Source organism: Burkholderia sp. MS389 (assembly GCF_016899425.1).
Taxonomy (GTDB): domain Bacteria; phylum Pseudomonadota; class Gammaproteobacteria; order Burkholderiales; family Burkholderiaceae; genus Burkholderia; species Burkholderia sola.
The window spans coordinates 1160421-1184825 of the sequence record NZ_CP045994.1 but is presented as its reverse complement, the minus strand read 5'-3'; the positions used below and the strand labels follow the sequence as shown (position 1 = coordinate 1184825).

Below are 24405 nucleotides of genomic sequence, written 5' to 3'. Positions count from 1 at the left end.
CGCGCGGCGCGCGGCACGATCGATGGGCAATTCAGTGGTCGGCATCGGCCACGCGCGCCTGCGCGGCAGCCAGGCTCGCGCCGCCGGGCGGCGTGTCGGCGTCGGGCGCCGCGGCATCGCGTGCGCGCGCCGGCGCGCGCGCGGCGGAATCGGCGCCCGCCGCAGGCTTGTCGGCCGACGACGATGCCGGATCGGCCGCATGGCCGGCCGGTTTGTCGGCTGCGCGCGGCGCGGCCTCGGCGGGCTTTTCCGCGGCCTTGTCGGCCCGCTCGGCCGGTTTGTCGGCCACCTTGTCGGTCGCCGGCTTCGCCGCCCGTTCGCCCTTGTCCGTTGCCGGCTCGACATGCGCCGCGCGAATCGCGGCCATCGGCGCGACGGCCGGCTCGACGCCCGCAGCCGCAGTAGCAGCCGCAACGGTTACCGCCGGCACCGCGCCGGCCGCCCGGGCCTCGCGCGCCGCCGCACGTTCCTTCCGCTCGGGCGAGCGCAGGTCGAGCGCTTCCTGCACGCCCTTCACACCCGGCACGATCTCGGGTTCGACATGCTTGGACCCACGCGCGTTTTTCGAGCGCTTCGGCTTCGCGGCCAGCATCGGCGCGGCCGCCATCACTTCGTCGAGTGCCTTCTTCGCGGCGGCCTGCTCGGCCGCGCGCCGGCTCGCGCCGGAACCCGATACCTTCACGTCCAGCTTCGGCACCGTGCACTCGACCTCGAACTGCTGATTGTGCGCCGCACCATGCGTCGCGACGACCGTATAGGTGGGCAGCGCGATCTTGTGCCCCTGCAGGTATTCCTGCAGCAGCGTCTTCGCGTCCTTGCCGAGCGTGCGCGGATCGATGTGGTCGAGAATCGGGATATAGAGGCGCTTGATGACCCCTTGGGCGGCTTCGAAGCCGCCATCGAGGAATACGGCCCCGATGATGGCTTCGAACGCGTCCGCGAGGATCGACGGGCGGCGGAACCCGCCGCTGCGCAACTCGCCCTCGCCCAGCCGCAAGCCGTCCGAAATATTCAGGGCCTGAGCAATTTCGTACAGCGACTGCTGTTTGACGAGGTTGGCGCGTACGCGCGACAGGTCACCTTCGTCCAGCTTGCCGAACCGCTGGAACAAAAGGGCGGCCACCGCGCAATTCAGAACGGAATCGCCGAGAAACTCGAGCCGTTCGTTGTGCGTGGCACTGTGACTGCGATGGGTCAAAGCCTGGCGCAACAATTCCGCATTGCGAAATTCGTAGCGCAGCCGGCTTTCCAACTGGGATGAGGGCATGTGCAGGAGTATAACGCGGGCGCCCGGTCGGGCCGAAACGGCACGGCCGGACACGAAAAGGCGTGACGAGGCGGTGTTACCGCCGGTTCTTAAAGTCGTTCGGCACGACGCGACGCGGCCCGTGCGTCGCGTCGTGCGTGTACATCGAAGGCGGTCAGTTGAAGGAACCGATGCGCTTCAGGTCGCCGAAGTTCATCCAGATGAAGAACGCGCGGCCGACGATGTTCTGGTCGGGCACGAAACCCCAGTAGCGGCTGTCCGCGCTGTTGTCGCGGTTGTCGCCCATCATGAAGTAATGACCGGGCGGCACCTTGCAGATCACGCCGCGGCTGTTGTACGTGCAGTTGTCGCGATACGGATAGTCGTATGCGCCCATCACGAACGGCGGCACGGCCGGGTTGTTGAGGATCGCGTTCTTCTTGGTGCCGATCGTTTCCTCGAACTGCTTCGCGTAATTCTGGCGCTCGTCGTCGAAGAAATCGGGCAGCGGCGTTTCCGGCACCGGCTGGCCGTTGATCGTCAGCTGCTTGTCCTGGTACGCGACCGTGTCGCCCGGCAGGCCGATCACGCGCTTGATGTAGTCGACCGACTCGTCCTTCGGATAGCGGAACACGACGACGTCGCCGCGCGACAGCGGGCTGCCCTGCGTGATCTTCGTGTTGGTGACCGGCAGGCGCAGCCCGTACTCGAACTTGTTGACGAGGATGAAGTCGCCGACGAGCAACGTCGGCACCATCGAGCCCGACGGAATCTTGAACGGCTCGACGATGAACGAACGCACGACGAACACAGCCAGGATCACCGGGAAGAAGCTTGCCGTGTACTCGAGCCACCACGGCTGGCGCAGCTTTTCGTCACGCAGCTTCGACCGCGTCTGCGTCGCGTTTTCGTCCGCGAAACGCTTGTCGATGCGCGACTGCTGGCGATCGAACTCCTCGATCGCCGAGTCGGCCGCCTTGCGACGCCGCGGCAGGAACACCAGTTTGTCCAACACCCACGCTACGCCCGTCACGACGACGAGCACAAAAAGAATCAGCGCAAAATTCATAAAAGGATCAGTCCTGTTATTTGTCTTCGACGCGCAAGATCGCGAGGAACGCCTCCTGCGGGATCTCGACCGAACCCACCTGCTTCATGCGTTTCTTACCTTCTTTCTGCTTCTCGAGCAGTTTCTTCTTCCGCGTGATGTCGCCGCCGTAGCACTTCGCGAGCACGTTCTTGCGCAGTGCCTTGATGTTCTCGCGCGCAACGATGTGCGCGCCAATCGCGGCCTGGATCGCCACGTCGTACATCTGGCGCGGAATGATCTCGCGCATCTTCGCGGCGACTTCGCGGCCGCGATATTGCGACTGCGACCGGTGCACGATGATCGACAGCGCGTCGACCTTGTCGCCGTTGATCAGCATGTCGACCTTCACGACGTCCGACGAACGGTATTCCTTGAACTCGTAATCCATCGACGCGTAGCCGCGCGACACCGACTTCAGGCGATCGAAGAAGTCGAGCACGATCTCGGCCATCGGGATCTCGTACGTGAGCTGCACCTGACGGCCGTGATACTGCATGTTGATCTGCGAGCCGCGCTTCTGCTCGCACAGCGTGATCACCGAGCCGACGTAATCCTGCGGCATGTACAGGTTCACGGTGACGATCGGCTCGCGCACTTCGCCGATGCGGCCGGGCTCCGGCATCTTCGCCGGGTTCTCGACCATGATCGTCGAGCCGTCGCTCTGCACGACCTCGTAGACGACCGTCGGCGCGGTCGTGATCAGATCCATGTCGAATTCGCGCTCGAGCCGCTCCTGCACGATTTCCATGTGCAGCAGCCCGAGGAAGCCGCAGCGGAAACCGAAGCCGAGCGCCTGCGACACTTCCGGCTCGTACTGCAGCGAGGCGTCGTTCAGCTTCAGCTTCTCGAGCGATTCGCGCAGCGCGTCGTACTGGTTCGCCTCGACCGGATACAGCCCCGCGAACACCTGCGGCTTCACTTCCTTGAAGCCCGGCAGCGGCTCGGCGGCGGGCTTGGTCGCGTGCGTGACGGTATCACCGACCTTCGCGGCCGTCAGTTCCTTGATGCCGGCGATGATGAAGCCCACCTGCCCGGCCGACAGCGACTCGAGATTGCGCGACTTCGGCGTGAACACGCCGACGTGCTCGACCGGATACTGCGCGCCGGTCGCCATCATCTTGATCTTGTCCTTCGGGCGCAGCGTGCCGTTGACGATGCGCACGAGCATCACGACGCCGACGTAGTTGTCGAACCACGAATCGATGATCAGCGCCTGCAGCGGCGCGGCCGGATCGCCCTTCGGCGGCGGCACCTTCGCGATCAGCGACTCGAGCACGTCTTCGACGCCGAGGCCCGTCTTCGCGCTGCAGCGCGTCGCGTCGGTCGCGTCGATGCCGATCACGTCCTCGATCTCCTCGATCGCGTTCTCGGGGTTCGCGGCCGGCAGGTCGATCTTGTTCAGCACCGGCACGACCTCGACGCCGAGCTCGATCGCCGTGTAGCAGTTCGCGACCGTCTGCGCCTCGACACCCTGGCTCGCGTCGACCACCAGCAGCGCGCCTTCGCACGCGGACAGCGAACGGCTGACCTCGTACGAGAAGTCGACGTGCCCCGGCGTGTCGATCAGGTTCAGGTTGTAGACCTTGCCGTCGCGTGCGCGATAGGACAACGCGGCCGTCTGCGCCTTGATCGTGATGCCGCGCTCGCGCTCGATGTCCATCGAGTCGAGCACCTGCGCTTCCATTTCACGGTCGGCGAGGCCGCCGCATACCTGGATGATGCGATCCGCGAGTGTCGACTTGCCATGGTCGATGTGCGCGATGATCGAGAAATTGCGAATATGATCCATTCAGTGCCGATCAAGCGAAAAAGGCGCGCTCGACGACTGCGGAGCACGCCTTGTGTAAGTCGGTGAAAAAACGGCTTATTTTAGCCGAAAAGGCTTACGCCGGGCGGGATTTCGGACGCCCGCCCCGCGGGAGCCGGCGGCGCGCCCGCCGGATCAAACCCCGTATGAAGCGGCACGGGCCCGCGGCAAGCCAGGCTCAACGCCGGGCCGCCAGCGCGCCGCGCACCCGGGCGTCGTCGAACCGGTGGCGGCACACTTCCGCGCCGTCCAGCAGCAGCACCGGCACGTCCTCGTCGTAACGCGCGACGAGCGCCGCATCGGTGTCGATGTCGACGTAGTCGACCGAGACGCCGAATTCGGCCGCCACCGGCGCCAGTGCGTCGCGCATGTCGTCGCACAGGTGGCACCAGCCGCGGCCGTAGAGCGTGAACATCGGCGCGTTACTTCTGGGTCGCGCGCGGCCGCACCGGCACGAACTGCGTGTTGTCGCCGCGCCGCACGAGCACCGCGACCGCCTTCTGCGGATCGAGCTGCGCGGTCACGTCGGCGAACTGCTTCGCGTTCGCGATATCGATGTCGCCGACGCGCAGCACGATGTCGCCGCGCTGCAGGCCCGCACGGGCGGCCGGGCCGTCGACGCCATCGATCTGCACGCCGTTCTTCAGCTTCAGCGTCTTCAGTTGCTCCGCCGTCAGGTCGCTGACCGTCAGGCCGAGCGAATTGGCCTGACGCGGCTTCTGCGGCGCGTTCTTGCGCTGCTCGGCCTTCGCCGTCGACTCGGCCGGCGTCTCGGCGATCGTGATCGGCAGATCGCGTGCCTGACCCTTGCGCCACACGCTGACCGTCGCCTTCGTGCCGGGCTTCGTGTCGCCGACCATGCGCGGCAGGTCCGACGCCGCCTCGACCGGACGACCGTTGAACTTCAGGATAATGTCGCCCGGCTGGATGCCGGCCTTGTCGGCCGGGCCGCCCGGCTCGACGCTGCTGACGAGCGCGCCTTCGGCCTTCGGCAGCCCGATCGAGTCGGCCACGTCCTTCGTCACCTCGCCGATCGCCACCGCGATCCGGCCGCGCGTGACCTTGCCGGTCGCCTTCAGCTGGTCGGCCACGCGCATCGCCTCGTCGATCGGAATCGCGAACGAAATGCCCATGAAGCCGCCAGTGCGGCTGTAGATCTGCGAGTTGATGCCGATCACCTCGCCCTGCATGTTGATCAGCGGCCCGCCCGAGTTGCCGGGGTTCACGGCGACGTCGGTCTGGATGAACGGCAGGTAGTCGCCCGTGTTGCGGCTCTTCGAGCTGACGATGCCGGCCGTGACCGTGTTGTCGAGGCCGAACGGCGAACCGATCGCGACGACCCACTCGCCGACGCGCACCTTGTTCGAATCGCCGATCGCGACGACCGGCAGGTTCGACGCCTGGATCTTGACGACCGCGACGTCCGTGCGGTCGTCGACGCCGATCAGCTTCGCCTTGAATTCGCGCTTGTCGGTCAGCGTCACGTAGATGGTGTCCGCATCGTCGACGACGTGCGCATTGGTCATCACGTAACCGTCGGCCGACACGATGAAGCCCGAGCCGACGCCGCGGTTCTGCTCGGTGTCGGGCCCATTGTCCGGCGCCGGCGCGTTCTTCGGGTTGCTGCCGTTGCCGCCGCCGTTGCCGGGCGCCTGCGGCAGCGGAATGCCGAAGAAGCGCCGGAAGAATTCCGACATGTCGCCGTTGTCGAAGCCGGGCGGGAGCACGCCGCGCGGGCCGGGTACCGGCACGTTCGCGGTGGTCCGGATGTTCACGACCGCGGGGCCCACCTTTTCGACGAGGTCGGCGAAATCGGGCAGGCTGGCAGCGGGAGGCGTGACAGCGACAGCGGTTTGCGGGACGAGCGGCAGGCAGGCACACAGCGCCGCCGCCGCGAGCACTTTGCGCAGCGTGAGTTTCGTCATGTCGGGAGCCGTAGCGTTACTTGGAAGCCTTGTATTCTATGGCAGACGCGAACTGCTGCAACGTTGCCGGCGGCACTTCGCCGAGCACGGTGATCCAGTAGTCGCCGCGGCGCTTCACGAGAACGTGCGTGGCGCCGGTGCTGCCCGCGCCTTCCTTGCGCGTGTTTTTCTCGGCCGGCTCGATGAAGACCGAGACCGTCGCGAGGCCGTCGGTGAAGACGGCCTGGTCGACCGGGATCGGCGGATCGCCCGCATCGCGCGCGGCCATCGGCCGGCGCACTTCACGAATCTTCTGGAAGCCGGCGACGCTCGGCGCGAGCTGCCAGCCCTGCGCTTCCATGTCGACCGTCGCGACCGGCGGACGCACGACCGTCCAGCCGCCCAGGTTGCGCATGCCCGCTGCGATCGCAGCCTTGTCGCCACTTGCGCCGCCCGTCTGCACTTGCGAGAACGCGATCTGCTCGAGCACGCGATCGTTCGCGTCGAGCGTCTGCGAACGCAGCAGCAGCCCGGTGCGCGCGTCGGCCCACAGCTTGTACGTGAAACGGTACGCGTCCTTCGGCACGAGCTCGACGACTTGTGCGTCGATCCCGGCCACGCGGTCCTTGCCGAGCGACTTCGCATCGTAGACGGACATCACGTGCTCGCCGCTCGCGCCGAGCAGCGCGGGGAACGAATCACGCGTCTGACGGCGCTCGACCACGCACAGCTTGCGCTCGGGCACGAACGTGTACAACTCGTCGTTGTGCCGCAGCAGTTTGCGCGGCTTGCCGTCGAGCGTTTCGATCCGCTCGAACTCGCCGTCGCGGGACGAGACGTGCGCGATGCGCGACGACTGCACGTATCCGCCGCGCTGGTAGACGAACGTACCTTCGTAGCTCTGCTGCTGCGCGGCCTGCTGGACGCGGTCGAGCCAGTCCGCGGCGCCCTTGCGGGTCGCGACGGGATCGTCCGGTTGCTGGGCGCTGGCGGGAAGGGATTGAACGGACAACAGGGCGGCTGCGCAAAGCAGGAGGGCCGGCAGCCGCTTCCATCCGGAGATGGCGTGATTCAACTGCAATGTCCGCATCGGGTTTATTGGCCTGGCGTGGTGGTCACGGCAGCGCGGATCAGCGGCATCGAACCCGTGACGACGGGCTGCTGCGCGAATTGCTGGTGCGCTTCAAGATATTGGTCGAGGCTCGCGTCGCGAATGATGTTGACGTCCTGCAGGCCCGGCTGGGCCGATGCCTGCGCAACCGTCACGCGCTGCAGGTTGCCGCTCTGCGGCGCGCCTGCCGACGCGACCTGAACGGCGCCCGGCGCACCGGCCGTCTGCATCTGCGGGACGACGATCCACGTCAGCGTGGCGGCCGCGGCGGCCACCGCGAACGCGGGCACGACACGGCGGCGCAGCGACAGCAGCTTGCGCGCGACCGGTGCAGCCGCCGGCGCCAGCAGGTGCGGCTCGCTTTCGAGCGCCGCCGACATGCGCGCGGTGAACGCGACGCTCAGCGCGGGCGGCAGCGCGAGCTCGTCCGAGCGCAGCGCATCGCCAATCAGATGGTAATGGGCCCACACGGCGCGATCCGCGCGGTCGAGCTCAGCCAGAAACTGCCCGTGATCCGGGCCATCGAACATTTCGCCGTCGACCAGCGCGGAAAGGCGCTCGCCGCGCGAGCACGCTTGCGATTGCGTATTGACCGACCCCATGATGCTCCCCATCTTGCACACCCCGTCGTGACTTCACGACTCTATCCGTAACTAGACCCCGACCCGCGTCGTTCCGCCCGTCGCGCTTACCAGCGCTTGCCTTCGGGCGTATCGAGCAGCGGACGCAATTTGGCAGCGATTGCTTCGCGCGCGCGGAAGATCCGCGACCGGACCGTCCCGATCGGACAGCCCATCATTTCCGCGATCTCTTCGTAGCTCAGGCCCTCGATCTCGCGCAGCGTGATTGCCTGGCGCAGTTCTTCGGGCAGCAGAGCCATTGCAGCGTTGACCGTCTCGGCAATCTGCTTGCTCATCAACATCGACTCAGGCGTGTTGATATCCCTTAGTTGGTCTGCGTCGGAGAAAGTTTCCGCTTCCTCCGCATCGGCCTCGGTCGAGGTCGGCGCCCGGCGGCCTTGCGTCGCAAGGTAGTTCTTCGCCGTGTTGACGGCAATTCGGTACAACCACGTATAGAACGCCGATTCGCCGCGGAATTGCGGCAGCGCACGATACGCCTTGATGAACGCGTCCTGGGCCACGTCCTCGACCTCGGCGGGATCCCGCACGAGGCGCGAGATCAGCCGAATGATCTTGCGGTGGTATTTGGAGACCAGGAGTTCGAACGCTGCCTTGTCGCCCTTCTGTACGCGCTCGACCAGAGCCTGATCGATTTCTTTTTCACTCACCTGACAAATCCGTTAACTAGGGATGCAACGCGGAGCGTTATTGTAGCGTTCCGGCGCCGGCCGCTGGTTACGGTCGGTAACCGCGCGGCCGTCATGCCCGCGCCGCCGCCCCGGCCGTTCTCGCCAGCACCGACAGCGCACTGAACGACGCGGCATCGAGCGCGTCGGCCGGAATCAGCAGCGGCCGCGCGCGCCGGGCACCCTGCCCGACCGACAGCACCAGCAGCAGGCTGCTCCAGTGCGCATGGCCCGTCACACGGCCGCGGGCCAGCAAGCGCCCGGTGCGGCCAAACGCCGCAATCTCCCCGAACGCATCGATTTGCAGCTCGGCCGGCAGCCGGCGGGCGCAAGCCCGCGCCGCGCATACGGCCAGCAGCGCCGCCGTCACAGCCGCCACGCCTGCGCCGGCGGCAGCGCCCGCGCGCGGCGCCCAGAACAGGTACGCCGATGCGGCAGCCGACGCGACGAACGCGGCCAGCACGAGATACGACACGGCCGAGGCCCGCAACGCAAAGCGCTGCGGACGCCCGGCCGGAGCATCGAATGGACTCGTCAAGCGATTCGACGTCAGACGCGCTTGAACACCAGCGTGCCGTTGGTCCCGCCGAAGCCGAAGTTGTTCTTCACGGCCACGTCGATCTTCATGTCACGCGCGGTGTTCGCGCAGTAATCGAGATCGCACTCGGGGTCCTGGTTGAAGATGTTGATGGTCGGCGGCGACACGTTGTTGTGCAGCGCCAGCACCGTGAACACCGATTCGAGGCCGCCCGCGCCACCCAGCAGGTGGCCCGTCATCGACTTCGTCGAGTTCACGACGAGCTTGTACGCGTGCTCGCCGAACGCCGCCTTCACCGCGTCGGACTCGTTCTTGTCGCCCAGCGGCGTGGACGTGCCATGCGCGTTCAGGTACTGGACCTCGTCGGCATTCATGCCGGCGTCGCGCAGGGCCGCGACCATGCAGCGGCGCGGACCATCCATGTTCGGCGCGGTCATGTGGTACGCGTCGCCCGTCATGCCGAAGCCTGCGACTTCCGCATAGATCTTCGCGCCGCGCGCCTTCGCCGCCTCGTACTCTTCGAGCACCATCACGCCGGAACCCTCGCCCAGCACGAAGCCGTCGCGGTCCTTGTCCCACGGACGCGACGCGGTCGCCGGATCGTCGTTGCGGGTCGACAGCGCGCGTGCTGCCGCGAAACCGCCGATGCCGAGCGGCGAGACCGTCGATTCGGCGCCGCCCGCGACCATCACGTCGGCGTCGCCGGCCTGGATCAGGCGCGCGGCGAGGCCGATGGAGTGCAGGCCGGTCGTGCAGGCCGTGACGGCCGCGAGGTTCGGGCCCTTCAGGCCGAACATGATGCTCAGGTGACCCGAGATCATGTTGATGATCGAACCCGGCACGAAGAACGGCGAAATCCGGCGCGCGCCGCGATCGACGTAGGTCTGGTGCGTATCCTCGATCATCGGCAGGCCGCCGATGCCGGAACCGACCAGCACGCCGATGCGTTCCGCGTTGGCTTCGGTCACTTCCAGCCCGCTGTCCCGGATGGCCTGGACGCCGGCGGCGATGCCGTAATGGATGAACGTATCCATGTTCCGGGCTTCCTTCGCCGGGATGTACTCCTCGGCGCTGAAACCCTTCACTTCGCCCGCGAAATGGCAGGCGAGGTTCGACGCATCGAACTTCGTGACGGTGGCGATACCGGACTTGCCGGCGACGAGATTGGCCCAGCCGTCGGCAACATTATTGCCAACAGGCGAAATCAGCCCCAGGCCTGTAACGACAACACGACGGCGGCTCACGGTAACCTCTTTTCCATTATTGGATGACAAAAACAAAAGCCACAGTGGCCACAGGAACCAGCCCTGCGAGCCCTGTGGCTGTTAGTCCGTCCGGCGCGGAGCCGGCAGGATGGCGCGTCAATCGCGATGATCGCGGCGACGTGGCGGACAAGCGCGAAAGGCGCTTACGCCTTGACGTTTGCGCGAGCGTAGTCGATCGCTTGCTGAACGGTCGTGATCTTCTCTGCTTCTTCGTCCGGGATTTCCATGCCGAACTCGTCTTCCAGAGCCATCACCAGTTCGACCGTGTCGAGCGAATCGGCGCCCAGGTCGTTCACGAACGAAGCTTCGTTCTTGATCTCGGCTTCCGCGACGCCCAGTTGCTCAGCGACGATCTTCTTGACACGTTGTTCGATGTTGTCCATTACCCCTCCGAGGGAAAGTTCAGATTTACAAGTGCGCGCATTTTATCAGGTTTGCTGACGGCAAAACGCGCGTTGGCTTGATGGTCGATCAAGCGCCGGTCCGCCTGAAAAACGGGATACGGCGCGGATGGTAAACGAAAACCGTTACGACATGTACATGCCGCCGTTCACGTGCAGCGTCGTACCGGTGATGTAACCGGCCTGCGGCGATGCGAGGAACGCGACGGCATGGGCGATGTCCTCCGGGCTGCCGAGGCGGCCGAGCGGAATCTGGGTCTTGAGCGCGGCCTGCTGTTCTTCCGGCAGCGTCTTCGTCATGTCGGTGTCGATGAAGCCCGGCGCCACGCAGTTCACGGTGATGCCGCGGCTGCCGATCTCGCGCGCGAGCGCCCGCGTCATGCCCGCGACGCCGGCCTTCGCGGCCGCGTAGTTGACCTGACCCGGATTGCCGGCCGAGCCGACCACCGACGTGATGTTGATGATACGGCCGCCGCGCGCCTTCATCATCGGGCGCAGCACCGCACGCGACAGGCGGAACACCGACTTCAGGTTGGTGTCGATCACCGCGTCCCAGTCCTCGTCCTTCATCCGCATCGCGAGCTGGTCCTGCGTGATGCCCGCGTTGTTGACGAGCACGTTCAGCGCGCCGAATTCCTTCACGGTCGCATCGATCAGTGCCTCGGCCGCGGCTGCGTCGTTGACGTTCAGCACCGCGCCGCGGCCCGTGACGCCCGCTTCCGCGAACGCCGCGGTGATCGCGGCGGCGCCCGATTCGCTCGTCGCCGTGCCGATCACCGTCGCGCCCAGGCGCGCGAGTTCGAGCGCGATCGAACGGCCGATGCCGCGCGACGCGCCGGTCACGATCGCAACCTGTTTATCGAGAGTCTTGTCCATGAATCGAATATCCGTTGCTTGGGAAAAGGCGTCGCGTCAGGCGGTCGCGAGCTTGAGCGCTTCGTCGAGCGAAGCCGGATCGAACACCGACGCACCCGTCAGGTTGCCGTCGATGCGCTTCGTCAGGCCGGCCAGCACCTTGCCCGGACCGCATTCGATCACGTGCGTGACGCCCGTGCCGGCGATGTGCCGCACGCACTCGACCCAGCGCACCGGGCCTGCGGCCTGGCGCACCAGCGCATCCTTGATCGCGGCCGGATCGCTGACCACGGCGACGTCGATGTTGTTGACGACCGGAATCTGCGGCGCCTTCACGTCGACGTTCGCGAGATAGTCGCGCAGCTGGTCCGACGCCGGCTTGAGCAGCGACGAATGGAACGGCGCCGACACCGGCAGCGGCAGCGCGCGCTTCGCGCCCTTCGCCTTCGCGATCTCGCATGCCTTTTCGACCGCGGCCTTGCTGCCGGCGATCACGACCTGCGCGGGCGCATTGAAGTTCACCGCTTCGACGACGCCCGCTTCCGCGGCTTCGGCGCACACCGCGCGCACCGTGTCGTCGTCGAGGCCCAAGATCGCGGCCATGCCGCCCTGGCCGACCGGCACGGCCGTCTGCATCGCCTGCGCACGGAAGCGCACGAGCGGCACCGCGTCCTTGAACGCAAGCGCGCCGGCCGCGACGAGCGCCGTGTACTCGCCGAGGCTGTGGCCGGCGACGATCGACGGCGCCGGGCCGCCTGCCTGCTGCCACGCGCGGTAGCACGCGTATGCGGCGGTCAGCATCACGGGCTGCGTGTTGGTGGTCAGGTTCAGCTCTTCGGCCGGACCTTCGGCGATCAGCTTGCCGAGATCCTGATTGAGCGCATCGGACGCTTCCTGGAGCGTCTCGCGCACGACGGCCAGATCGGCGAATGCGTTGAGCATGCCGATCGCTTGCGAGCCCTGCCCCGGAAAAACGAATGCAAATTTCATATCGTCCCCAATTGAATCGATTCGGACGGCGCGCACGAACGGCGCGCCGACGGGATCCGCGCGCGGCTTGTCGCGCGCCGCGGATCAGAAGCGAAAGACCGACGCGCCCCAGGTGAAGCCGCCGCCGACGCCTTCGATCAGCACGTGTTGGCCACGCTGGATGCGGCCGTCACGCACCGCGGCGTCGAGCGCCAGCGGGATCGACGCCGCCGACGTGTTGCCGTGCTGGTCGACCGTCACGACCATGCGCTCCTGCGGCAGGCCGAGCTTGCGGCAGGTGCTGGTCATGATGCGGATGTTGGCCTGGTGCGGAATCAGCCAGTCGATTTGCTCGGGCGCGAGATTCGCCTTCGCGAGCGCTTCGATCGCGACCTTTTCGAGCACGTTGACCGCGAGCTTGAATACGGCCTGCCCGTCCATGTGCAGGAATGCGCTGCCGTCGATCACGCCGCGATTGACGTTGCCCGGCGTGCACAGGATGTTCGAGTAGCTGCCGTCCGCGTGCAGCGCGCTGCCGAGCACGCCCGGTTCTTCCGACGCGGACAGGATCACCGCGCCCGCGCCGTCGCCGAACAGCACGCAGGTCGTGCGGTCCTTGAAGTCGAGAATGCGCGAGAACGTCTCCGCGCCGACGATCAGCGCGGTGCGGTGCTGGCCGCTGCGGATGAAGCTGTCGGCCGTGGCCATCGCATACGCGAAACCCGAGCATACGGCCTGCACGTCGAATGCCGCACCGCCGTTCTTGATGCCGAGCTTGTTCTGCAGCAGGCACGCGGTGCTCGGGAACACGAAATCGGGGGTCGAAGTCGCGACGATGATCAGGTCGATCGACTGCGGATCGATACCGGCCGCTTCGATCGCACGACGCGACGCCTCGAGCGCGAGATCGCTCGTCGTGACGTCGGGTGCGGCGAAATGGCGCGCGTGGATGCCCGTGCGCGCGACGATCCATTCGTCGCTGGTCTCGATGCCTTCCTTCGCAAGACGATCGGTCAACTGCTGGTTCGTGACGCGGTCGGGCGGCAGGTAGCTGCCCGTGCCGAGCACGCGGGAATAGAGAGTCGATTGGGCCATTTATGCTTTAGAGGATTGCGCAGCGGAAGGTTCGGCGTGATGGCCTGCGGCCGGGCTTGCCTGGCCCGCGCCGCCCGCGTTGTGTCCGCCATCGCCGAGCGACACTGAATTATCCGCCATCGCGCGCGCGAGGCGCTCCAGCACCCCGTTTTTGACGGCATCATACCCGCGTTTGATCGCCCACTCAAACGCGTACGCGTCGGCCGAACCGTGGCTCTTGATCACGAGGCTCTTCAGCCCCAGCAGCGCCGCGCCGTTGTACTGGCGGTGGTCGACGCGCTTCTTGAAACGCATCAGCACCGGCAGCGCGAGCAACGCCATCAGCCTCGACATCAGCGAACGGCCGAACTCCTCGCGGATAATGTTCGACAGCATCTGCGCGAGCCCTTCGGACGTCTTCAGCGCGACGTTGCCAACGAAGCCGTCGCACACGATCACGTCGACGGTGCCCTTGTAGATGTCGTTGCCTTCCACGTTGCCGCGGAAATTGAGCGTGCTGGCGCGCAGCAGCTCGCCTGCGCGCTTGATCGTCTCGTTGCCCTTGATGACCTCTTCGCCGATGTTCAGCAGGCCGATCGTCGGGCGCTCCTTGCCTTCGAGCGCGGCCACGAGCGCGTGCCCCATCTCCGCGAACTGCAGCAGGTGCTGCGGCTCGCAGTCGACGTTCGCGCCGAGGTCCAGCATCATCGTGTAGCCGGTCGGGTTCGGCAGCGCGGACGCGATCGCGGGCCGCTCGATGCCGGGCAGCGTCTTGAGCACGTAACGGGAAACGGCCATCAGCGCGCCGGTATTGCCGGCCGAGATGCAGGCCTGCGCCGCGCCTTCCTTGACGTGGTTGAGCGCGACGCGCATCGAAGAATCCTTCTTCTTGCGCAGCGCCACTTCGACAGGATCGTCCATCGCCACGACTTCGGTGGCGGGCACGATGGTCAACGCGGGATCGTCGAGGGCTTTCAGCTTCTTCAGCTGAGCGCGAATCGCGCTTTCGATGCCGACGAGCATCAGGTGCGCATCGGGATGCGCGCGGACGAACTTGACTGCCGCGGGAACGGTCACGGACGGGCCGTGGTCGCCTCCCATGCAATCGATTGTGAGCTTTACGGTCATGGAATGCGACGAATTTCAGGCACAAAAAAGCGGCAGTTGAATGCCGCCTTTTTGTTGAGCCAGGAAAGTGTCAAGCGAACCAGTTGTCACGCGAACGGCGAGCGTAGCGCGCAACGCGTGACTTGACGCTTAGTCGTTCTTCGTCTTGACGACTTTCTTGCCGCGATAGTAGCCGTTCGGGCTGACGTGGTGACGCAGATGCACTTCACCCGTGCTCGGCTCGACTGCCAGCGGCGCTGCCGTCAGGAAATCGTGCGAACGATGCATGCCGCGCTTCGACGGCGACTTCTTGTTTTGCTGGACTGCCATGACTAACTCCTAAATAATTTTCCGGATTCTAACACAGCCCGATCCGGCGCTTAACTACCCTGGCCCAAAGCCCTACGCCTTCCCGCGCCACAACTGCTTAGTGTTTCTTGGTGCCGTCACCGTCCTTCTTCAACGCTTGCAGCGCTGCGAACGGATTCGGCCGTTTGCCTTCGTCCCCGGCTTCGTCGGACTCCTCGTCCGCCGCTTCCGCGGGACCGCTCGCGCCCGACACGAGGCTTTCGTGAACTGCCGGGCAAACCTCGTGCTTGGGCACGAGCGGCAACGAAAGCAGCAATTCCTCTTCGATCAAGTCGACGAGATCGAACTGGCGTGAGCCCACGATCACATCGGCTTCATCGTCGTCGAGCGGAAATTCCTCAGCTTCTTCTTCGGTCGCGACGACCCGGTACGTCATGTCGACGTTGAACGTCTGATCGTACGGCGTCACGCAGCGCTGGCACGTGAGCCACGCATGGCCGTGCACCGCGAGGCGCAGATACGGCTGCTGCCCGTCGGCGCCGTCGTCCTGCAACTCCTTCTGCGTGAACCCTTCCGCCTGCCACGTGAAGACCGTGTCGCGATCTGGCGCGTCCGTCGGCACTTCGTTTAACATGCGCGGCAGTTGCGAGAGGCGCACCGCCCCGGCTGCCTGCCGCCCGCTGCGGGCGAACTCGAACAGGTCGACCGCGTGCGGATCGAGCGCCGCCGCAGGTTTGCCAGAAGAAGTGTTCATGTGCGCTCCTGCCTACAGGCTGACTTGCGGATCCGGCTTGGCACCGCTCGCGTACGGCTCATCGAAGGATGACGTACTTTACTTCCGAAGACCCGGCAGGCGCCACCACAACGAAAGCCTGCCGACGAAAAGCGGGAAAGCATACCTGTTTTACCTTTTGCGGTCAATCACTTAAGCTTGCGTCCGCGCAACGCCGCGCCACACCTGACGACTCACCGATCCAACCGACCATGCCGGATACCGTTTGCCGCCCGCCGCGGCTGATTCTTGCCTCCAGTTCCCGCTACCGCCGCGCGCTCCTCGAGCGCCTCGGCGTGCCCTTCGACGTCGTGTCGCCCGACCTCGACGAAACCCCGCTCGCCGGCGAAACGCCGGCCGCGACCGCGCTGCGCCTCGCCGGCGCGAAGGCGCGGGCCGTGGCCGCGACGATCGATGCGCCGGACGGCGTGCTCGTGATCGGGTCGGACCAGGTCGCGACCTTCGACGGGCACCAGATCGGCAAGCCCGGCACGCACGAGCGCGCGCTCGCGCAGCTCATGTCGATGCAGGGCCGCAAAGTCGAATTCCACAGTGCGCTCTGCCTGTACGACAGCCGCACCGACGACGCGCAGGTCGAGGACATCGTCACGCACGTGCGCTTCCGTTCGCTGCCCGAAGCCGAACTCGACGCCTACCTGCGCGCGGAAACACCGTACGACGTGGCCGGCAGCGCGAAGTCCGAAGGGCTCGGCATCGCGCTGCTCGACGCGATCGACTCGGACGACCCGACCGCGCTCGTCGGCCTGCCGCTGATCGCCCTCACGCGGATGCTGCGCGCCGCCGACTATCCGCTGTTTGCCACCACCCGAGGAGACCGCGCATGACCGCCGGCACGCTTTATCTGGTCCCGAACACGCTCGGCGAAGGCGACGAATCGATGCTCGCCGCCGTGCTGCCCGCCGCCGTGCAGGCGCGCGCCGGCACGCTCGGCTATTACATCGGCGAGAACGCGAAAACGACGCGCGCGTTTCTGAAGAAGATCGGCACGACGCGGCCGATCCAGGAAATCGAGATCAGCGAGCTGAACGTCAATACGCCGGCCGGCGCCATCGACCGGCTGCTCGCGCCCGTGCTGGCCGGCGCGGACGCGGGCCTCGTGTCGGAAGCCGGCTGCCCGGCCGTCGCCGACCCCGGCGCGCTGCTGGTGCGCCGCGCGCACGAGCGCGGCGTGAAGGTCGTGCCGCTCGTCGGGCCGAGTTCGATCCTGCTCGCGCTGATGGCGTCGGGCCTGAACGGCCAGAGCTTCGCGTTCAACGGCTATCTGCCGGTCGATGCGGCCGCGCGCGCGAAACGGCTGCGCGAACTCGAGCAACTGTCGCGCAAGGCGCGCCAGACGCAGATATTCATCGAAACGCCGTACCGGAATCACGCGATGCTCGACACGCTGGTCGCGACCTGCGCGCCGTCGACGCAGATCTGCGTCGCGGCCGACCTGACCCTCGCGACCGAAACGATCGCGAGCCGCACGGTGGCCGACTGGAAAAAAGCGCCTGCGCCGAATCTGCACAAGCGCCCCGCGATCTTCCTGCTGCTCGCGAATTGATGCCGCGAACGGCGATCCGCCAGCCAGATGAAAGGCGGGCCGTCGCGGCCCGCCGATTGCCGCCAGCCGTCAGCGCAGGCTGACCGACGCGCCGCCGGCCGTCAGCGCCTTCATCGCGGCGCCGCCGACGGCCGCGCCGAACTTGCGCGCGACGCGATTCGTCAGGCTTTCCTTCACCGTGTAGTCGACCAGATCCGGCGCCTTCAGCACGTCGCGTGCGACCGTGTCGGTCGTGCCGTAGCCGTCGGCGAGGCCCAGTTCGACACTCTTTTCGCCGGTCCAGAACAGGCCCGAGAACATGTCGGGCGTCTCGTGCAGCCGCTTGCCGCGGCCATCCTTCACCGCCTTGATGAACTGCGCATGCACCTGGTCGAGCAGTGCCTGCGCGTGCGCGTCCATCTTCGGCGTTTCCGGCGAGAACGGATCGTAGAAGCCCTTGTTTTCGCCCGACGTATGCAGGCGCCGCTCGACGCCGAGCTTGCCCATCAGCCCGGTGAAGCCGAACCCGTCCATCAGCACGCCGATCGACCCGACGATGCTCGCCTTGTCGACGAAGATCTTGTCGGCGGCGGACGCGATGTAATAGCCGCCCGACGCGCACATGTCGGTCACGACGACGTACAGCGGCTTGTCCGGATACTTGCCGCGCAACCGCCGGATCTCGTCGTAGACCATCCCGGCCTGCACCGGGCTGCCGCCCGGGCTGTTGATCCGCAGCACGACGCCGACCGTGCCGTCGTCGTCGAAGGCGGCGTCGAGCGCCGTGTTGATGTCGTCGGCGTTCGCGTTGACGCCGGCCGCGATCTCGCCGTCGATCGTCACGAGCGCCGTATGCCGCCCGCTCGCCGAAAACTTCGAATCGCTCGAGAAATCGATCAGCGCAAACGCGAACAGCACGAACACGCCGAGAAACGCGAAGCGGAAGAAGATCTTCCAGCGCCGTGCCGCGCGCTGCTCCTTGACGGCCGCGAGCGCGATCCGCTCGAGCGCCGCGCGCTCCCAGCTCGGTTCACGGCTGTCGGGACGGGAGGAGGAATCCGGGGAATTCGGTTGGTCGGCCATGCAGTAGTGTCGTCAATCGGTCGTGGCGGAAGTGGCAGGATGCAGGTCCGCATCGGGCACCCAGAATACCGCACGGCCGTCGGGCGTGTCGCGCTCGTCGACCTCGACCGGTCGCAGGCGGCCGCCGCGGCACGGGCCGCCGACGCACTTGCCGGTATCCGGCGCGTAGATCGCGCCGTGCGTCGCGCACATCAGATAGAGGCCCGACGACTCGAAGAACTGCCCTTCGGCCCAGTCAAGCTCCATCGGCACGTGCGCGCAGCGGTTCAGGTAGCCGTACGCGCGGCCGTCGTAACGCACGAAGAACACGACGGCCTGCTCGCCGCGCAGCGTCGCGTCGACGCGCACGCCGACGCCGCCGTCGGTCAGCGCGTCGGACGCGCATACGCGCACGGCGTCCGGCGCCGCGCTCATGCGTGCTCCCGCAGCCAGGCGGCCAGCGCGCCGACGTCCGGCGCGACGAAGCGCGGCGTGAGCGCCGCCAGCGCATCGGCCGGGTGCGCGCCGTACGCGACGCCGACGCCGGCCGCGCCGGCGCTGGCGGCCATCTGCAGGTCGTGCGTGGTGTCGCCGATCATCACGGTGCGCGACAGGTCCTGCCCCAATTCCCGTGACAACTCGTGCAGCATCGCCGGATGCGGTTTCGAGAACGTCTCATCCGCGCAGCGCGTCGCATCGAACCAGCTCGTCAGTTTCGACTGGTCGAGCACGCGGTTCAGCCCGACCCGCCCTTTGCCGGTTGCGACGGCGAGCAGGTAGCCCGTGTCGCGCAGTTCGGCGAGCAGCTCGCGCACGCCGGCGAACAGTTGGATGCGCTGGTCGTCGAGCAGATAGTGATAGCGGTAGCGTTCGGCCAGCCGCGCATAGTCGGACGGATCGAGGGTCGGAGCCGTGATCTGCAGCGCGTCGCGCAGCCCGAGGCCGATCACGTAGCGGGAGGCCTCGTCGGACGGCGTGGGCAGACCGAGATCGCGGCATGCGGCCTGGATGCTGTGCGCGATGTGCGCAGTCGAATCCATCAGCGTGCCGTCCCAGTCGAAGACGATCAGGTCAAATTGCTGTCGAGCCATGCGGTTCAGGCGGTATCGCGCAATGCGCTGAGTTGATCGAGGAAGCGCCGGCATTCGGCCGGCAACGGCGCATCGAACTGCAGCGCCTCGCCGGTCAGCGGATGCGCGAGCTTGAGGCGGTGCGCATGCAGGAACATCCGCTTCAGCGACGGCTGCGCGTTCGCGCGCGCCAGCGCCTTGTTCAGTGCGAAATCGCCATACTTCGCGTCGCCGGCGATCGGCAAGCCGAGATGCGCGAGGTGCACCCGTATCTGATGGGTCCGACCCGTTTTGAGTTCCGCTTCGACGAGCACATAGTCGGACCAGCGGTCGACGAGGTTGAACACCGTATGCGAGGCCAGCCCATCGTCCTGCACGCGCACGCGGCGCTCCCCTTCCGGGGTCGAATACTTGAACAGCGGCGCCTTCACCGCGCGGCGCCGGCCCCAGTCGGATTGCCATTCGCCATGCGCGCACGCGAAGTAGCGCTTGTCCATCCGGTTCTCGCGGATCTGCTCGTGCAGGGCGACGAGCGCCGTGCGCTTCTTCGCGAGCATCAGGATGCCGGACGTCTCGCGGTCGAGCCGATGCACCAGTTCGAGGAATTTCGCGCGCGGGCGCGCCTGCCGCATCTGCTCGATCACGCCGAACGCGACGCCGCTGCCACCGTGGACCGCGACCCCGGCCGGCTTGTCGATCACGAGCATCGCGTCGTCCTCGTACAGCACGTCGAAATTCGCGGGCGGCACGACCGGCGTGTCGGCGCGTGCGAGGTCGGCCGCGGCCACGCGCACCGGCGGCACGCGGACGAGGTCGCCCAGTTCCAGGCGGTACTGCGCGTCGATCCGGCCCTTGTTCACGCGCACTTCGCCGCTGCGCAGGATCCGGTAAATATGGCTTTTCGGCACGCCTTTACAGACGCGCAACAGGAAATTGTCGATACGCTGACCGGCCGAGTTTTCGTCGATCTCGATCATCGATACCTGGCCGCTTGCGACCGAATTCTGGGATATTTTGCCTAACTCATTCATACTGAATATAATTTTGCCCAGCCTGACGTTGTGGGTGGCCTGATCGGCCGGCCCCGGCTGAATTGGGCAAGGCGCAAGCGCAAACCGCTATTTTACTTGCGCCGGGGGTCCGCTGCTCGCCCCTAATCAAAGAGATGCAGCAAGTTGCACGCACGGCGCCGCCCGTCGGCAAGGATCGCGCCCACAGGCGGATTCGGTCGGCAAGGCGCCGCGGTAACGGAAAGTTGGTTGAAAAGAATTTGATCGGCAGCCCGACGGCGCGCAGTGCGTCCGCAGGCTGCCGGTTGCGAAAATTACGGCGTTGCGCCCGATTTGGCCCCGCGAAGCGTGCGGGGCTTGGCGACGTCAAACCAGGGAAGTACACCCCAAGCGGGAAAGTCGGGCTGGATTCGATACTCCCCGCTGCGGCCCAAGCCGCAGCATCTGCCGCCCGTCGGCGCGCGCGACGCATTGCGCGCGCCCGTGGCAATGCCCGGACAGGCTTAGCGCGCTTTTGCAGCGTGCGGTGTGTGAACGCCGTGCTTTGAAGCCGTATTCGCAGGTGCCCTATGGCCGCCGGCCCCGTCTTTCGGGCCCAAGCGCCTCTTCAGGCAATTCTCCCCGCCAGCGTTCCCGCTCCAGCGTGCTCGTGACAACACAACAAGGTGCGGCCTGCCGTCGTTCCCGCCCTCGCGACTGACAACCGCGAGGCGCCGGCAGCGGAGCCGCCTGGAGTCGTTCATGAAACGCATGCTGTTCAATGCGACGCAGCAGGAGGAGCTGCGCGTCGCCATCGTCGATGGGCAAAAGCTCATCGACATCGACATCGAAACCGCCGGGCGCGAACAGCGCAAAGGCAATATCTACAAAGGTGTCATCACCCGTATCGAGCCGTCGCTCGAAGCGTGCTTCGTCAACTACGGCGAAGACCGCCACGGCTTCCTGCCGTTCAAGGAAGTCGCCCGCCAGTACTTCAAGGACGGCATCGACATGCGCTCCGCGCGCATTCAGGATGCGCTGCGCGAAGGCCAGGAGCTGATCGTCCAGGTCGAGAAGGAAGAGCGTGGCAACAAGGGCGCCGCCCTCACCACCTTCATCTCGCTCGCCGGCCGCTACCTCGTGCTGATGCCGAACAATCCGCGCGGCGGCGGCGTGTCGCGCCGGATCGAAGGCGACGAGCGCCAGGAACTGCGCGAAACGATGGCGCAACTGCAGATTCCGGACGGCATGAGCATGATCGCCCGTACCGCGGGCATCGGCCGCAGCGCCGAGGAACTGCAATGGGACCTGAATTACCTGCTGCAACTGTGGCGCGCGATCGAAGCGGCGTCGCAAAGCGGCAACGCCGGCCAGCCGATGCTGATCTATCTGGAATCGAGCCTCGTGATCCGCGCGATCCGGGACTATTTCCAGCCCGATATCGGCGAAATCCTGATCGACACGAACGAAATCCACGATCAGGCCCGTGCGTTCATGGACATCGTGATGCCGGACAACGTCGCGAAGGTGAAGCGCTACCACGACGACGTGCCGCTGTTCTCGCGTTTCCAGATCGAGCACCAGATCGAAACCGCGTACTCGCGCACGGTGCCGCTGCCGTCCGGTGGCGCGATCGTGATCGACCACACCGAAGCGCTCGTCGCGATCGACGTGAACTCGGCCCGCGCGACCAAGGGCGCGGACATCGAGGAAACGGCCACCCGCACGAACCTCGAAGCGGCCGACGAAGTCGCCCGCCAGCTGCGCCTGCGCGACCTCGGCGGCCTGATCGTGATCGATTTCATCGACATGGAATCGGCGAAGAGCCAGCGTGAAGTCGAGCAGCGCCTGAAGGACGCGCTCAAGCACGACCGTGCGCGCGTGCAGATGGGCAAGATCTCCCGCTTCGGCCTGATGGAGCTGTCGCGCCAGCGCCTGCGCCCGGCGCTGTCGGAAGGCAGCCACGTGACGTGCCCGCGCTGCAACGGCACCGGCCACATCCGCGATACCGAATCGTCCGCGCTGCAGGTCCTGCGGATCATTCAGGAAGAAGCGATGAAGGAAAACACCGCGGCGATCCACTGCCAGGTGCCGGTCGAGGTGACCGCCTTCCTGCTGAACGAAAAGCGTCAGGAAATCAACAAGATCGAGTCGCGCTTCAAGGTCGGCATCGTGCTGATCCCGAACAAGCACCTCGATACGCCGCACTACAAGCTCGAGCGCCTGCGTCACGACGACGCGCGCCTCGACGATCCGCGCGCATCCTGGAAGATGGCCGAGGAAGCGGCCCGCGAGCTCGAGTCGGAAACCGGCTACAGCAAGCGTGCGGCCGAAGTGAAGCCGAAGCAGGAAGCCGCGGTCAAGGGCATCACGCCCGAGCGTCCGGCACCGAGCCCGGCGCCGCAGCGTCCGGTCGAACCCGTTGCGGCCCCCGCCCCGGCGCCCGTCGCCGCTGCAAGCGGCGGCTTCATCGGCTGGCTGAAGGGCCTGTTCGGCGTGTCGCCGGCACCGGCGCCCGCACCGGTCGCGCCAGCCCCGGCGAAGGAGCAGGCAGCCCGCCCGGCTCGCGAGCGCAACGAAAAGACAGAGCAGCGCGGCGGCGATCGCAACCGCAACCGTCGCGGCGGCGCCCAGCAGGCGCAAGGCGGCCGTGACCAGGCAGCCGCCGGCCGTGGCCAGCCGCAACGCCAGGAGCGCGAAGGCAAGGAAGTGCGCGAACCGCGTGAAGGCCGTGAGCCGCGCGAGGGTCGTGAGCTGCGTGAGGGCCGCGAGGGTCGCGAAAACCGCGAAGGTCGTGAAAACCGTGAGGGTCGCGAAGGCCGCGAGGGCCGTGGCCCGCGCGAAGGTCGCGAGCCGCGTGAAGCCCGTGAGCCGCGCGAACCGCGGGAAAACCGCGAACCGCGCGAGCGCGGCGAACAGCCGGAAGGCGTCGAAGCAGCCGGCCGTGGCGAGCGCCAGGAACGCGGCGAGCGTCGCGAGCGCGGCGAACGCCGCAAGCCGACCCAGCATGCGGCCACGCTCGAAACCGTCACCCGCGGCGAAAACCATCCGGAACCGGAAACCGACAAGGCTGTTGCAGAAGCCCTGCCCGGCGCGGAACTGGCAGCCGATGCGGAAGCCGGCGCACGTGACGGCGAAGAACGCCGCCGTCGCCGTCGCGGCCGCCGCGGCGGTCGTCGCGAGCGCGAGGAAGACGGCTCGGTCGACCAGGCCGAGCAAGGCGCCGAAGGCGAAGTCGCGGCGCAAGCCGTGACGCCGGTCGCGGCCGAACCGGCCCACACTGCCGCACCGGTAGTCGTCGCGGCCGCGGCCAGCGCGGTCGCCGTGGAAGCCGTCGCCGAGCAGCATGCCGCACCAGCCGCTGTCGAAGCGCAGCCGGCGCCGGCACACGCCGAAGCGGCTCCGGCCGCCCCGGTCGAGCCCGTCGTCGCCGTCCAGGCAGCAGAACCGGCACCGGTCGCACCGGCGGTCGCGGAAGCGGGCCCGGCGCCGGTCGCGGTATCGCCGACCGATGCGTTCGAAGTGCCGGCGGCCGCTCCGGTCGCTGTCGACGCGCCGCAAGCCGCGCCGGTCGCTGTCGAGGCGCCGCAAGCCGCACCGGTCGAGCCAGCCGCACCGGCCGTCGCGATCGAAGCCGCTCCGGTGGCAGTCGAACCGGCACCGGTCGAAGCAGCGCCTGTCGACGCAGCACCGGTCGAGGCCGTCGCCGCACCGGCACCGACGCCGGCTCCCGCACAACCGGCAGCCGCGCCCGCTTCGGCGAGCCTGGATGTCGTGCTGGAGCAGGCCGGTCTCGTCTGGGTGAACACGGACGCCGACAAGTTCGCGGCCGCGCAGGAAGCCGCATCGCGACTCCCGCGCCCGGCCCGCGTGCCGCGCGAACGCAAGGTGCTGCCGCCGGCCGATACGGCCCCGATGCAGCAGGTCGAAACGACGCACCACTGAACGGCGCATCGCACGACCTAGGAAAAGCCCGCCTCCGGCGGG

24 protein-coding genes are annotated in these 24405 nt (G+C 66.9%); 3 read left to right on the top strand and 21 right to left on the bottom strand.

Annotated elements, in window-relative coordinates; all coding sequences use genetic code 11:
• Positions 1-31: 31 nt before the first annotated feature.
• From rnc to GJG85_RS05520, 17 genes are all read right to left on the bottom strand, one after another.
• Positions 32-1267, bottom strand: a complete 1236-nt coding sequence (gene rnc, locus GJG85_RS05600) for a ribonuclease III (protein ID WP_050011464.1) — start codon at positions 1265-1267, stop codon at positions 32-34.
• 154 nt (positions 1268-1421) lie between these two features.
• Positions 1422-2315 (bottom strand): signal peptidase I, encoded by an 894-nt coding sequence (lepB, locus tag GJG85_RS05595; protein WP_050011465.1) that lies wholly within the window; start codon positions 2313-2315, stop codon positions 1422-1424.
• Positions 2316-2331: 16 nt separating this feature from the next.
• Positions 2332-4125 (bottom strand): translation elongation factor 4, encoded by a 1794-nt coding sequence (gene lepA, locus GJG85_RS05590; protein WP_089488272.1) that lies wholly within the window; start codon positions 4123-4125, stop codon positions 2332-2334.
• 196 nt (positions 4126-4321) lie between these two features.
• Positions 4322-4558 (bottom strand): glutaredoxin family protein, encoded by a 237-nt coding sequence (locus GJG85_RS05585; protein ID WP_050011469.1) that lies wholly within the window; start codon positions 4556-4558, stop codon positions 4322-4324.
• 7 nt (positions 4559-4565) lie between these two features.
• The gene (locus tag GJG85_RS05580; RefSeq protein WP_050011470.1) at positions 4566-6068 is read right to left on the bottom strand and encodes a DegQ family serine endoprotease; all 1503 of its coding nucleotides are present in this window, start codon (positions 6066-6068) and stop codon (positions 4566-4568) included.
• 16 nt (positions 6069-6084) lie between these two features.
• Entirely contained in the window at positions 6085-7137 is a 1053-nt protein-coding gene (locus tag GJG85_RS05575; RefSeq protein WP_050011471.1) for a MucB/RseB C-terminal domain-containing protein, read from the bottom strand.
• Between the two features lie 5 nt (positions 7138-7142).
• Complete coding sequence (locus GJG85_RS05570) at positions 7143-7760, bottom strand: RseA family anti-sigma factor (protein WP_050011802.1); 618 nt, start codon at positions 7758-7760, stop codon at positions 7143-7145.
• Between the two features lie 86 nt (positions 7761-7846).
• Entirely contained in the window at positions 7847-8446 is a 600-nt protein-coding gene (rpoE, locus tag GJG85_RS05565; protein ID WP_006490873.1) for an RNA polymerase sigma factor RpoE, read from the bottom strand.
• A gap of 91 nt (positions 8447-8537) precedes the next feature.
• Positions 8538-9002 carry a hypothetical protein gene (locus tag GJG85_RS05560; protein ID WP_050011473.1) on the bottom strand — a complete coding sequence of 155 codons (465 nt, stop codon included), beginning with the start codon at positions 9000-9002 and terminating at the stop codon, positions 8538-8540.
• A gap of 11 nt (positions 9003-9013) precedes the next feature.
• The gene (gene fabF / locus GJG85_RS05555) at positions 9014-10246 is read right to left on the bottom strand and encodes a beta-ketoacyl-ACP synthase II (protein WP_050011474.1); all 1233 of its coding nucleotides are present in this window, start codon (positions 10244-10246) and stop codon (positions 9014-9016) included.
• A 164-nt stretch (positions 10247-10410) separates the two neighbouring features.
• A complete protein-coding gene (gene acpP / locus GJG85_RS05550; protein WP_004197638.1) occupies positions 10411-10650 on the bottom strand; it encodes an acyl carrier protein in 240 nt (79 codons plus the stop codon).
• A 144-nt stretch (positions 10651-10794) separates the two neighbouring features.
• On the bottom strand, positions 10795-11544 hold the full coding sequence (gene fabG / locus GJG85_RS05545) for a 3-oxoacyl-ACP reductase FabG (RefSeq protein WP_006476504.1): 750 nt from the start codon (positions 11542-11544) through the stop codon (positions 10795-10797).
• A 36-nt stretch (positions 11545-11580) separates the two neighbouring features.
• Positions 11581-12513, bottom strand: a complete 933-nt coding sequence (gene fabD, locus GJG85_RS05540; RefSeq protein ID WP_012492432.1) for an ACP S-malonyltransferase — start codon at positions 12511-12513, stop codon at positions 11581-11583.
• A gap of 84 nt (positions 12514-12597) precedes the next feature.
• Positions 12598-13587: a beta-ketoacyl-ACP synthase III gene (locus GJG85_RS05535; RefSeq protein WP_050011475.1), complete on the bottom strand. Its 990-nt coding sequence runs from the start codon at positions 13585-13587 to the stop codon at positions 12598-12600.
• Positions 13588-14694: a phosphate acyltransferase PlsX gene (gene plsX / locus GJG85_RS05530; protein ID WP_050011476.1), complete on the bottom strand. Its 1107-nt coding sequence runs from the start codon at positions 14692-14694 to the stop codon at positions 13588-13590.
• A 129-nt stretch (positions 14695-14823) separates the two neighbouring features.
• Complete coding sequence (rpmF, locus tag GJG85_RS05525) at positions 14824-15003, bottom strand: 50S ribosomal protein L32 (RefSeq protein ID WP_006051932.1); 180 nt, start codon at positions 15001-15003, stop codon at positions 14824-14826.
• Positions 15004-15100: 97 nt separating this feature from the next.
• Complete coding sequence (locus GJG85_RS05520; RefSeq protein ID WP_089488270.1) at positions 15101-15736, bottom strand: DUF177 domain-containing protein; 636 nt, start codon at positions 15734-15736, stop codon at positions 15101-15103.
• A 230-nt stretch (positions 15737-15966) separates the two neighbouring features.
• On the opposite strand from GJG85_RS05520, the gene GJG85_RS05515 reads away from it, so the two are divergent.
• A complete protein-coding gene (locus tag GJG85_RS05515; RefSeq protein ID WP_050011479.1) occupies positions 15967-16599 on the top strand; it encodes a Maf-like protein in 633 nt (210 codons plus the stop codon).
• Positions 16596-17318, top strand: a complete 723-nt coding sequence (locus GJG85_RS05510; RefSeq protein ID WP_011544932.1) for an SAM-dependent methyltransferase — start codon at positions 16596-16598, stop codon at positions 17316-17318. The genes GJG85_RS05515 and GJG85_RS05510 overlap by 4 nt, the downstream gene beginning before the upstream one ends.
• A 69-nt stretch (positions 17319-17387) precedes the next feature.
• On the opposite strand, the gene GJG85_RS05505 is transcribed toward GJG85_RS05510, so the two are convergent.
• Genes GJG85_RS05505 through GJG85_RS05490 form a run of 4 tightly spaced genes read right to left on the bottom strand, consistent with a single transcriptional unit; the run spans position 17388 to position 20460 of the window.
• Positions 17388-18380, bottom strand: coding sequence for a S49 family peptidase (locus GJG85_RS05505; RefSeq protein WP_050011480.1), 993 nt, complete (start codon positions 18378-18380; stop codon positions 17388-17390).
• 12 nt (positions 18381-18392) lie between these two features.
• Positions 18393-18794: a Rieske 2Fe-2S domain-containing protein gene (locus tag GJG85_RS05500; protein WP_050011481.1), complete on the bottom strand. Its 402-nt coding sequence runs from the start codon at positions 18792-18794 to the stop codon at positions 18393-18395.
• Entirely contained in the window at positions 18791-19450 is a 660-nt protein-coding gene (locus GJG85_RS05495; protein ID WP_050011482.1) for an HAD-IA family hydrolase, read from the bottom strand. The genes GJG85_RS05500 and GJG85_RS05495 overlap by 4 nt, the downstream gene beginning before the upstream one ends.
• A 5-nt stretch (positions 19451-19455) precedes the next feature.
• On the bottom strand, positions 19456-20460 hold the full coding sequence (locus GJG85_RS05490) for an RluA family pseudouridine synthase (RefSeq protein WP_050011483.1): 1005 nt from the start codon (positions 20458-20460) through the stop codon (positions 19456-19458).
• A 720-nt stretch (positions 20461-21180) separates the two neighbouring features.
• Between GJG85_RS05490 and GJG85_RS05485 the strand changes: the two genes are divergently transcribed.
• Positions 21181-24363 (top strand): Rne/Rng family ribonuclease, encoded by a 3183-nt coding sequence (locus GJG85_RS05485; RefSeq protein WP_050011484.1) that lies wholly within the window; start codon positions 21181-21183, stop codon positions 24361-24363.
• Positions 24364-24405 lie beyond the last annotated feature (42 nt).